Source organism: Catenibacterium sp. RTP21428st1_D7_RTP21428_210409, assembly GCF_040227455.1.
Taxonomy (GTDB): domain Bacteria; phylum Bacillota_I; class Bacilli_A; order Erysipelotrichales; family Coprobacillaceae; genus Catenibacterium; species Catenibacterium mitsuoka_A.
In genome coordinates this window covers 1-10,414 of record NZ_JBEHVX010000084.1, presented here as the reverse complement: position 1 = coordinate 10,414, position 10,414 = coordinate 1, and the positions used below count along the sequence as shown (strand labels likewise).

Genomic DNA, 10,414 nt, shown 5'->3' with positions numbered 1-10,414 from the left:
TTTTCTAAATTATTCAAACTTGTTTTTAAGTTTGTCTTTTTTTATACGTTTTGATTGATTTTTGTTTCACACTTTCTCTCTTAACACCCCTCCACTATATCATGATGGGATGGCTCAATGGTGATAAGAAGGAATCTAAACAAGAACTACAAACAATCATTAAAACATTTGTATATCACAAATAATAAAAACCCTCTCAAACGAGAGGGTCTTTGTCTTATAGATCTTTTGTTAGGTTATATGCTTCTGTAATAGCTGTCTTAATATTTCCAATTTCATGGGCATCGCCAATCATATGGTAGTTAAGACCACTTTCTTCCAACATTTCTTCTACTGCTGGGTTCTTCTTATAACCAGCCGCAAAGATAAGTGTATCTGCATCCTTAATAGTATGAGTCACATCGTCTTGTGTATAGTTGATTTCAGTTTCAGTCACTGAATCTACCTTAGCACTTGTAATGATTTTGACACCTTTTTCCATCATTCTTCTTACAAGTAAGCTTCTGCCTGGTCCTGATTCATTCATCATGACTCCGTCTGCCATTTCTAAAATAGTGACATCTCTATTTCTAGGGAATAAGTCATTAATTAATGGTGCTAAGTAATCAGCTGTTTCACATCCTACTGATCCACCACCAATAATAACGATCTTACGACCTGGGAACGCTCTACCAGCAAGTACATCATCAGCTGTCATCCATGATTTAAACTGAGTAAATGGATTAATAACGATTGGAGATGCACCAGTACCTGCAATAACTTCATAATCCTTAAACTCATTCTTTAACATTTCTAATGTCACTTCTGTATTTAATCTTACATCCACACCTTCAAGTTTATGAGCCATATACTTGATAACGAGTGTTAAATCCTGTTTTGCGATAGGAACTGCAGCTAAGTTCATTTCTCCACCTAACTTATCATCCTTTTCGCATAATACAACATGATGACCTCTCTTATGAGCCACGAATGCAGCTTCCATACCTGCTGGTCCACTACCAATCACAAGAATGTTCTTCTTTTCTTTAGCTTCTGTAATAGTATCTTCATTTTCAATTTCTAATGATGGATTGATTGTACAAGATACACGTTTACCAAACATGATGCCTGTTAAACAGCGTAAACATCCAATACATGGTCTAATATCTTCTACATGACCATCCATTGCTTTGTTCACAAATTCTGCATCACATAAGTTAGCACGACCCATCATACAGATATCTGCTTTATCATTCGCAATAAGTTCATCTGCAATCCAAGGTTCAGTAATACGTCCTACTGTTGCCACTGGAATAGATACATGCTTCTTGATTTCTTCACTTAATAAAGCATGTGAACCCATCTTAGTACCTGGTGCTGGAATAGAACTTCCTCTCGCAATAGTTGTACCACCAGAAACATGAAGCATATCAACACCTGCTTTTTCTAATGTCTTAGAAACATAGATCATATCATTGATGTTTAAACCACCATCAGTATATTCATCACCAGAAATACGTACATCAATGATAAAGTCCTTACCACACATCTTACGTACTTCTTCAATGACTTCTAAAGTAAGTCTTAATCTACAAGAGATATCTCCTCCGTATTCATCTGTTCTCTTATTATATAAAGGAGATAAGAAACCACCTAATAAACCATGCGCATGTGCTGCATGGATTTCAACACCATCAGCTCCTGCAGTCTTTACTCTTAAAGCTGCTTCACCAAACTGTTTAATAATAACCTTTAATTCTTCTTTAGTAACTGAACGTGGTGCTTCTTTTGCATAATATGGTCCTACATTACTTGGTGCGATTAATCTTGGTGTACCAGGAATTGGGAAAGCCATATAAGCTGGGTGGAATAACTGTGGTAAGATCTTACAATCATACTGATGTACAGCTTCAGTTAATTTTTTCCATCCAGGAATAAAGCTATCATCATGAATAGACATATCTCCTGGTAAATAGATATATGTTGGTTCTACGGTAGTGACTTCAGTAACGATTAAACCAACACCACCCTTTGCACGTGCTGCATAATGTGCAACAAGCGCATCAGTTACATAACCTTTATCAGCTAAGTTTGTACTGATAGGAGGCATAAAAACTCTGTTTTTTACGACTGTTTCACCGACTTTAATAGGTGAAAATAAATGTGAAAATTCCTTCATTGATATATCCTCTCTTTCGTCACCATTATAACACTCCTCTTGTGAATAAAAAATCATGCGCATATATAAAAACAGTCATATTTTGCCTTCTTGTAGTTATAAGAAGACAATATATGACTGTTATAAAACAATTTGTATACGCTTACCTTTGTTTGATATTTTAATTTCTTCTTCTGTTTCTAGTTTAATATGTTCTGCATTTAAAGTAATCTTACACTTTTCATCTTCATAGACTGTTTCTTCTTCATTAATAAAGTCTTCTAGTATACTATCAAAGTCATGAAGTTTCATTTCTTTTTCTACAGTAGGCGCAAAATTCTTCTTAAAACGTTTTCTATAATTGCTAGGTGATATACCATAGATCTCTTTAAACGCTTCTGTATAAGCCTTAGAATTAGGCATACCACATTCATCTGATATCTCTGATATATTCTTTATTCCTTCTAACAGATCTTCTAGAGAAGCACGAATACGTACACTGTTTAAGTATTTAATAAAAGTAATACCAGTAAACTTCTTAAAGAGTTTAGACGTATAACTTAAGCTAAATGAAAGTGTATCTGCCACATCACCTAAAGTAAGATTTTCATTATAGTATGAGTCTATATATAAAATAGCCTGCATATAGTTCTTATGGGCTTCATCCTGTAAAGGTAAAGAAGACATAGAGAATGAGACCTGAGAAGCAATAGAGAGAATATCCATCATATAGGCATTCAAAGTATATAGGTTATAGTTTTCCTGTCTAATAAGTTTGAGGATTCCTGATATCTTATTTTTTAATTGATCATAGGCCTGATTTGTGACAATCATTGTAGAAAAAGCCTCATTACTATTCCCACTCATGGCAGAAGTCATACGATCAAAATCTATATGTATTGTAAGAATCACTCCATCTTTCTTATGAGAAATTAAATGTATATCTCCAGGGGCAATCATCACAAGTTCACCTTTAGATAACTTAGAAGTAAACTTCTCTGTCACTATCTGATATTCTCCCTGCAAGACATAAGAGAGCTCTAAACTATTTTGTCTAGAAAAGATATGACGATCAAAACTGTTGATACTTAAAGAGAGAGGATAACCAAACTTCTGTCCTGAAAAATCATAATAACTTGTCATATTCATCATAATAGTAATTCCTCCAGATATTTACCTATTCCATCACAATCACAATCATCACATACTGCATCGGATTGTTCTTTCACATGTTTAAATGCATTACCCATTGCGACACCTGTTCCCGCTTTAATAAGCATAGGAAGATCATTTTCACCATTTCCAAAAGCAATTGTATCATTTAAATCTATGTGGTGATACTCTGCAATTCTTTCTAACATTGTTCCTTTATCCACACCTTTTGGTCCTATTTCAAGCCAATAAGGATCAACTAAAGAACATGTATAATCTAATCCTTGTGTGTCAAAAGAAGGACATCCATAAAAGACAAACTTATCAAAGATTGTATCAACGTGTATTGGTTTATGAAGATGTAGTAATCGAACAAGTAATGATTCGTTATAGTGAAACATGATTCTTTTATTCTTTATATATACGATAAAGCCATAATGATGATCTTTCGCATATTTTCTTATTTTTAGATAATCGTCATAGTTTAAACGTTCATGTTCAAATATCTTATTACCTAAATGATCATGATAGCTTTGGCCATTGATGCAGGAATAGCCACTCATTGGAAATTTTTCAAAATGAAGCATATTGCCATACTTCTTTAGACTATTAATATGTCTACCACTAGAGAGAATCACACCTATTCCCTTCTCTTGTAGTTTGATGAGTGTTTCTAGTGTTCGTGGTAAGATTTTTTTATAGTGATTCAGTAATGAACCATCCATATCACAAAATATGAGTTTCATAGAACACCTCCTAGAGACTATAATAACACAAAAGGCTTCAAGACATAATTCCTGAAGCCAAAGTAATGAGATATTTAGTAAACGTGATAAGTATGAATGCAATCATGAACGTATGCGTTCCTAATCTTTTATAGAATAAAGACATACATAGTCCTACAACTATTTCAATGAAGACTGTTCCTATAAGTCCTAAGATACAAATATCATAGAAGAAGAAATCAGTGAGAATAGAAAACAAAACAAATACAACAAGTGTATATACTATTCTTTTGAACATCATTGTATGATACTTCTTTCTTCCCATTCTGATGATTGAGAATATATCTATTTCTATATACTGGAAGATACAGTCAAATACTATTTTTAAATACAAGTAATTAACTAGAAGTGAAAAAACAATATAAATAGGTCTTTGAGGAAAGAAATATTTGATATCTGCATAATCAATAAAGTTGATATGAAATACTTCTTTACATATAAGAAAAAGAATGAAGAGAGAAACATAGTGCTTAATAGTCTTCACTTTGAAGCTTCCCCTCTTCTAGTAAATAGGTATGCGTATAGTTTACACGTGCTAAGCGGTCATGTGATGCAATCACTATACTTTTACCACTTTCTACTAGTGTATTGACCATATTCTCAAATACGATAATACTCTCTTCATCCAAGCCTCTTGTTGGTTCATCAAAGAAAATAAGGTTCTGATCTTCCATCACTGCTTGAATAATACCTGCTTTTTGTCTCATACCTACAGAATAATTCTTAAGTGTGGAAGAACTATCATAATCTAATGAGTACATATGACATAGTTCTCTTATTCTTTCTTCATTATAGTTATGATTGATAGAAGCAAGAAACTCAAGATTGAATCTTAAAGTTTCATTTTCAATAAATCCTGGATTTTCTATAAATGCACCTATATATGTATCAGGCTTCTTTTTAATAGTGCCTGAATCAGTTTGAATAATATCGCAGATGATCTTAAAGAGTGTAGATTTACCACATCCATTCTTTCCATGTATATAGAGACATTCTGCTTTATTTATTTCTAGATTGATATCTTCTAATACAGTGTTTTGTTTAAAGCTCTTTTTAATATGATTGACTTTCAACATCTTTATTTCCTCCTAGAAGAACATGTAATGATAAGCAAGATTGATAATGATAGGTAAAGCGATATAGAGAATATTTGATTTTCTATTGAACTGCAAGTAAATAATGGATATCTCAAATAGAAATAACAATGTATAAATAACTAACATCAATAGTCGCTTGATACTCATTTGAGAGATACCATATACAAGAAATAAGAAGCCATAGAGAATAGCTAAGAAAAGAAGTGTAGTCAAGATCATAAAGGCATAGATATTATGTTTTGTATTCTTATAGCCTTGACGCAAAATCAAAGTATGATTAATCCCATTGATGACCATCACCTTCTTATACATAATCACTAGATAAGTAATATTCAAAATCAAGGTAACATAGTTACTTGTAAGGAGAATATAGATGAAGTTTACTCTTTTACTTAATCTAGTGACTACAGGAATAAGAAGAATCAAAATAATAAGTGAAATAGTGTCCTGTTTCTTAATAAGCTTAAGTAGTGGAGTCATGATAATCCCTCATTCCAAAAAGAATAGATGACAAAAGATAATAGAGTAATGTCGTACCAATATAGAAGAGATGAGGATTGTTATTTAAAACAGGACTTTTAATAATGCTTGGAGTGAGAATATTAATGATATTAAGGAAATAAGCCAATGTGGCAGTCAAGCTTCCTGATGTATTATAGAATGTATGAGATAAAACTGACGCACCAATATAAAGAATAAGAGATACAAGTAGTCCAAGCGTTCTATAGAGATAAACATTCTTAATAAAATACTGTAATGAGAACAAGAAATGAGAAAAGATTGCATAACCAAATGATGAAAGAATCATATAGATAATAAGATTAAGAAGTAATGAACAAGATAATAGATTAGTCTGTCTTGTCGCGTTCATATAGATTGGATTAATAGAAAAAGATATCTTAAAAAAGAAAAGATGAATGATTAGTATTGTAAGTAAATGAGTCATAAGAATAAGAATGAATGTCGCAAGGAAATTGAATCGTCTTTCTTTTTTTATGATAAAGAGAAGAAGACATACGTGTTATCAGAAAATGATTGAATTTATTATGCTCATATAATAAGAAATCAGCACTAATGATATTAGGAAGAATGAGAGTAGTAAGGACATATAATATAAGTGTAAGTCCTGAATCCTGTAAGTAATAGAAGAAGTCTAAACCCATTTCAGGATCCTTTGATTTCATGAGTATCATTTCATTATTAGGGATAGATGCATAAGCTCCTTTATAACTGATGAATATTCCTACAATAACTACAATGAAATAAATAGAAAATAAGAGAAGTTTCTTTTTGGATTTAAATAAGTAGAAGAATTTGAATACCCATATTCCACAGGCAATTATCAAAATATGAAATGACAGTTTCAATTATGTTGGCATTTATATATAAAAAATGATTTCAATAATTGGATTTACCTGTTGATTATGGGTAATTAAATAAAGAGTTCTTTATTAATAATATTTTGAAGTTCAGAAATTTTATCTTTACATATACATAAATATTGAATAATGTCTTGTATAATTACTGGTGACATAAAATGTTCAGATAACCGTTTATTAGTATTATTCTTAGTACTATTAAGAAATTTCGACATTATCTTTTTATATGCTTCTGATTTAGTTTCAATATTATCATTATTTATATACTCAATAAAAATTGGATAATAGAAATCGCCTCTTTCTACCTATAAATAGTAAACTTGTTTTACAAACAGAATTATATCTAATTTGAAACCTATATCAATAAAATTATATAATAATCTACTAAATATCAATTTGAATAACCATAATATGCAGGAGACAGTCCTTTTAATCTTTATCTGTTCTAAATTATTGCTGTTTAAGAGGATCTTATTAAAAATGTGTTTATAGCATACCTGTGGTTTGTGGGTATTCAAATAGAAGAATTGTTTCATAAATTATCTCCTTAATATGTTAGAATATATTTAATAGTTCTTTTGTTTATTTCATTTTAAATAATACATAATATATATTCAATTGTGTGATCGTTAATGGTCTATTTGAAAGCGTCAATGATAAGGAGATGGAATCTATGGCATATAGAATTGCGGTTGTAGATGATGAAGAAGATGACTTAAAACATGTTTGTCATCATATAAGTGATTTCTTCTCATCTACAGATATAGAGGTTAATACATATATGAATGCTTTACAGTTTCCTATAGATATATATTTTGATGTCTTATTTCTTGATATCGATATGCCTCATGTTTCAGGATTAGAACTTGCGAAAGAGTATAAAAAAAGACATCAAAATACGTTAATTATCTTTATTACCAGTCATAATGAACTGGTTTATAAAGCATGTAATATTCATCCTTTTGACTTTATTAGAAAAGAGAATCTAGATATAGAAATGCCTGATGTATTAGAAGAAATCAACTATCATTTGTCTCATTTACATCCAAGCGTGACATTCTATATCAATGGAAATGCCTATATATTAAGAAAAGAGTCTATTCTTTATTGTGAAAGCTTCAATCATCAAACAGAAATACATTTTGATACATCTTCTATTACTGTCAATATGCAGCTAGGTGATGTAGAAAAGACGATTGATTCAAATCATTTCAAAAGAGTTGAACGTTCTTATCTCGCAAATATGAAAAAGGCGACTAAGCTAGAAGGTACAACATTATATATAAGTGAGCATTACCAGATACCAATAAGCAGAAGAAAGAAAAAGCTTGTATTAGAGTATATGAAGGAGGTGCATCATTGATGTTAGAAACAAATAATATAAGTTTCATCGCATTATCTTTGATGGTGTTGTCATTCTTCTATTATGTCTATTCTATCAGCATTAAAGAGAATTTAATCAAGTTTATTGGTTCTGTACTATTATTATCATCTGTTTCTATTATTTCTTCTATGTTCATACATAATGGACTTATGAGTCTATGTATATTAGGTTTATGCCTCATTCTGTTTAAGCAGGACAGTGTTCTAGAATGTTTATTTATATCTCTCTATTTCATATTTCTAAAGGTTCTTACCTATGTTCTTGTGGCATGGGGCATCAATATTTTCATATATGATCTAGTTTTACCTATTCATGATACAATCTATGGTTCAGATATCCTTTTATGTGTATTTTTACTTCTTACAGGACATTTATTTAAGAATTATTTACTGCGTATTAAAGAATATACCGCCTTCTATCTTGGTATCCATTCTGTATTAACACTTATCTATCTGTCCTATCTTATTACTATTTTCAAAAAAGGTTCTCTTCCCCTTGAAAGTTCTATAGAAATTGTATTGATTACTATTCTTGTGATGTTGATCTACCAGATGGTTAATAGAATACTAAATATAGAAAAAGAGAATTATCTAGTAAAATTAAACAATGAGGAACTGAAATTCAATAAGAAAAATTATGAAAATATCATTACTCATATGAATGAAATCAGAAAGATCAAGCACGATATGAATCATATGTTGTTGTCATTACTGGAAGATTGTGAAAAAAAGATTATGAATCACTTCATAATCATATTAATAACCAATTACGTAGAATCAACGAAACACAAACAGTGGATACAGGGAATGCATCTTTGAATCTTATATTAGCTTCTCAATTATCTAAGATTAAAGGTAAGAATATTGAATTTATTGCCAGTCAATTTGATGATGATATCCCTATGGATAAAGTAGATTTCTATGTATTACTAGGTAATCTATTAGATAATGCGATTGAGAATTGTACATCAAAGTCTATTAAGAAGATTATTCTTGATATTTATAAAGAGAGTAATGATTTCGTTATTGATATTAAGAATACCAGTATCAATAATCCTCTTGTAGATAACCCAAACTTCAATACAACTAAAGAAGATTGTGGTCATGGGTTTGGAATGCGTTCTATTATGAATATAGTCAATAAGTATCATGGAGAGATCACCTATGATTACTCATATCGTTATTTTAGTGTTCAAATCAAAATAAAAAGCTAAAATAAAGCTATATTGGCAACCACTACAATCCTATATGATACATATAACCAGTAAGCGACTTTTCACTTCGATTTAAAAAAAGCTAGAAATTCTAGCTCATCTTCTAAACAATGTCTCTTCTATGGCACAAATCTTATCTGCAATACATACTATCCATGCTTCAGTACATGTAGGAGGAACAGGAGTCAAAGGAAACATATGTCTAATTATAATATTTTTAACTCGTGGTGAGAGTGTATAATCCTTTTCTGCATTTCTAAAAGCGCATTCTGGATGAGTAAAGCCATGAAAATGTCTTCCTTTTCCATCATGCCAATCATATAAGAAATAATCATGAAGTAATGCACCAATGACTAAAGCATCCATATTAACCTGTATTGGGAGCCATTTAGCTATTCTGACACTCATACGTGCTACATTGACACAATGTGCATAGACAGAAATAGAACCGTGTTGAATATAGTTCTTAGTTTCATTTAAGCGACCAGCATTTTCTAAATAACGTAATTTTTTTTGAATAATATATGTCATTTATATATCCCCTCTTGTTGAAACCAGCAATCTGGCTGTATTATAATATAAATAATTGAAACAATATATGGTCAAAACACAATAGAAATGTTGCTAAAGATACATATTGTATAGAAAATGGGTAATAAGAATGGAGAAAAAGACAGATAGACGAGTTGTCAAGACAAAGCATGCAATATTTAAAGCTTTTGTAGAGCTGTTAAATGAAAAAGATATAAATCAAATCACAATTACAGATGTTGCGAAAAGAGCCAATATTAACCGTAAAACATTTTATAATTACTATTCAGATATCAATGATGTCATGGAAGAAATAGAAAATCTAGTAGTCGCAGCTTTTATCAAAAACATTGGTACAGTCGAGTTTACTAATATGGCTGATTTCTTAACTGAAATCTTTATTAAGTTTACAGAAACAGTAAATCATGATCTAGAATTCTATAGTTTACTTTTTAATACAAATAACCGTTCTTTTCTTATTGTAAAGACTGTAGATATTCTTAGAAAATATGTACAACAGCGTATTGAAGAAACAGAAACACTAGATCAAAAAAGATTTAAAGTAGCAGTTGATTTGTGTATTCCTGGTATTATATCTGTATATATGAATTGGTTTACAAACAGTTATGATTATTCTATAGAAGAATTATCTAGTCTTCTAACGTAAGCGCCAAATTATATAGTGTACCTAAAAAGGACGATTAAATCGAAAATGTGATTTAATCGTCCTTTATTC

13 protein-coding genes are annotated in these 10,414 nt (G+C 30.6%); 4 read left to right on the top strand and 9 right to left on the bottom strand.

Annotated features, from left to right (window positions below; translation table 11 throughout):
- Nucleotides 1-217: 217 nt before the first annotated feature.
- From ABUA27_RS10535 to ABUA27_RS10500, 8 genes are all read right to left on the bottom strand, one after another.
- A complete protein-coding gene (locus ABUA27_RS10535; protein WP_349820679.1) occupies nucleotides 218-2,158 on the bottom strand; it encodes an oxidoreductase in 1,941 nt (646 codons plus the stop codon).
- A 120-nt stretch (nucleotides 2,159-2,278) separates the two neighbouring features.
- Nucleotides 2,279-3,289 (bottom strand): helix-turn-helix transcriptional regulator, encoded by a 1,011-nt coding sequence (locus ABUA27_RS10530; protein WP_349820678.1) that lies wholly within the window; start codon nucleotides 3,287-3,289, stop codon nucleotides 2,279-2,281.
- Nucleotides 3,286-4,035 carry an HAD-IIB family hydrolase gene (locus tag ABUA27_RS10525; RefSeq protein WP_349820677.1) on the bottom strand — a complete coding sequence of 250 codons (750 nt, stop codon included), beginning with the start codon at nucleotides 4,033-4,035 and terminating at the stop codon, nucleotides 3,286-3,288. Before ABUA27_RS10525 ends, ABUA27_RS10530 begins: the two co-directional genes overlap by 4 nt.
- A gap of 37 nt (nucleotides 4,036-4,072) precedes the next feature.
- Nucleotides 4,073-4,558: a hypothetical protein gene (locus ABUA27_RS10520; RefSeq protein WP_349820676.1), complete on the bottom strand. Its 486-nt coding sequence runs from the start codon at nucleotides 4,556-4,558 to the stop codon at nucleotides 4,073-4,075.
- The gene (locus ABUA27_RS10515) at nucleotides 4,545-5,150 is read right to left on the bottom strand and encodes an ABC transporter ATP-binding protein (RefSeq protein WP_349820675.1); all 606 of its coding nucleotides are present in this window, start codon (nucleotides 5,148-5,150) and stop codon (nucleotides 4,545-4,547) included. Before ABUA27_RS10515 ends, ABUA27_RS10520 begins: the two co-directional genes overlap by 14 nt.
- 12 nt (nucleotides 5,151-5,162) lie before the next feature.
- On the bottom strand, nucleotides 5,163-5,651 hold the full coding sequence (locus tag ABUA27_RS10510; protein ID WP_349820674.1) for a hypothetical protein: 489 nt from the start codon (nucleotides 5,649-5,651) through the stop codon (nucleotides 5,163-5,165).
- A complete protein-coding gene (locus ABUA27_RS10505; protein ID WP_349820673.1) occupies nucleotides 5,635-6,042 on the bottom strand; it encodes a hypothetical protein in 408 nt (135 codons plus the stop codon). The genes ABUA27_RS10510 and ABUA27_RS10505 overlap by 17 nt, the downstream gene beginning before the upstream one ends.
- A gap of 28 nt (nucleotides 6,043-6,070) precedes the next feature.
- Nucleotides 6,071-6,355, bottom strand: coding sequence for a hypothetical protein (locus ABUA27_RS10500; protein WP_349820672.1), 285 nt, complete (start codon nucleotides 6,353-6,355; stop codon nucleotides 6,071-6,073).
- A gap of 868 nt (nucleotides 6,356-7,223) precedes the next feature.
- Here ABUA27_RS10500 and ABUA27_RS10495 point away from each other — a divergent pair.
- Genes ABUA27_RS10495 through ABUA27_RS10485 form a run of 3 tightly spaced genes read left to right on the top strand, consistent with a single transcriptional unit; the run spans nucleotide 7,224 to nucleotide 9,147 of the window.
- Nucleotides 7,224-7,913, top strand: a complete 690-nt coding sequence (locus ABUA27_RS10495; protein WP_349820671.1) for a LytR/AlgR family response regulator transcription factor — start codon at nucleotides 7,224-7,226, stop codon at nucleotides 7,911-7,913.
- A complete protein-coding gene (locus ABUA27_RS10490) occupies nucleotides 7,913-8,752 on the top strand; it encodes a hypothetical protein (RefSeq protein WP_129981469.1) in 840 nt (279 codons plus the stop codon). Before ABUA27_RS10495 ends, ABUA27_RS10490 begins: the two co-directional genes overlap by 1 nt.
- Nucleotides 8,749-9,147 (top strand): GHKL domain-containing protein, encoded by a 399-nt coding sequence (locus tag ABUA27_RS10485; protein WP_129981470.1) that lies wholly within the window; start codon nucleotides 8,749-8,751, stop codon nucleotides 9,145-9,147. The genes ABUA27_RS10490 and ABUA27_RS10485 overlap by 4 nt, the downstream gene beginning before the upstream one ends.
- A gap of 96 nt (nucleotides 9,148-9,243) precedes the next feature.
- Here the strand turns inward: ABUA27_RS10485 and ABUA27_RS10480 are convergent, their stop codons facing one another.
- Nucleotides 9,244-9,678, bottom strand: coding sequence for an HD domain-containing protein (locus tag ABUA27_RS10480; RefSeq protein ID WP_129981471.1), 435 nt, complete (start codon nucleotides 9,676-9,678; stop codon nucleotides 9,244-9,246).
- A gap of 130 nt (nucleotides 9,679-9,808) precedes the next feature.
- On the opposite strand from ABUA27_RS10480, the gene ABUA27_RS10475 reads away from it, so the two are divergent.
- The gene (locus tag ABUA27_RS10475; protein ID WP_349820670.1) at nucleotides 9,809-10,345 is read left to right on the top strand and encodes a TetR/AcrR family transcriptional regulator; all 537 of its coding nucleotides are present in this window, start codon (nucleotides 9,809-9,811) and stop codon (nucleotides 10,343-10,345) included.
- Nucleotides 10,346-10,414: the final 69 nt, after the last annotated feature.

Excerpts from the sequence above, each read along its gene's own strand:
- ABUA27_RS10525 (WP_349820677.1), bottom strand. The coding sequence starts at position 4,035 with ATGAAACTCATATTTTGTGATATGGATGGTTCATTACTGAATCACTAT.
- ABUA27_RS10490 (WP_129981469.1), top strand. The coding sequence starts at position 7,913 with ATGTTAGAAACAAATAATATAAGTTTCATCGCATTATCTTTGATGGTG.
- ABUA27_RS10535 (WP_349820679.1), bottom strand. The coding sequence starts at position 2,158 with ATGAAGGAATTTTCACATTTATTTTCACCTATTAAAGTCGGTGAAACA.
- ABUA27_RS10505 (WP_349820673.1), bottom strand. The coding sequence starts at position 6,042 with ATGAACGCGACAAGACAGACTAATCTATTATCTTGTTCATTACTTCTT.
- ABUA27_RS10530 (WP_349820678.1), bottom strand. The coding sequence starts at position 3,289 with ATGATGAATATGACAAGTTATTATGATTTTTCAGGACAGAAGTTTGGT.
- ABUA27_RS10515 (WP_349820675.1), bottom strand. The coding sequence starts at position 5,150 with ATGTTGAAAGTCAATCATATTAAAAAGAGCTTTAAACAAAACACTGTA.
- ABUA27_RS10475 (WP_349820670.1), top strand. The coding sequence starts at position 9,809 with ATGGAGAAAAAGACAGATAGACGAGTTGTCAAGACAAAGCATGCAATA.
- ABUA27_RS10510 (WP_349820674.1), bottom strand. The coding sequence starts at position 5,651 with ATGACTCCACTACTTAAGCTTATTAAGAAACAGGACACTATTTCACTT.
- ABUA27_RS10500 (WP_349820672.1), bottom strand. The coding sequence starts at position 6,355 with ATGAAATCAAAGGATCCTGAAATGGGTTTAGACTTCTTCTATTACTTA.
- ABUA27_RS10495 (WP_349820671.1), top strand. The coding sequence starts at position 7,224 with ATGGCATATAGAATTGCGGTTGTAGATGATGAAGAAGATGACTTAAAA.
- ABUA27_RS10480 (WP_129981471.1), bottom strand. The coding sequence starts at position 9,678 with ATGACATATATTATTCAAAAAAAATTACGTTATTTAGAAAATGCTGGT.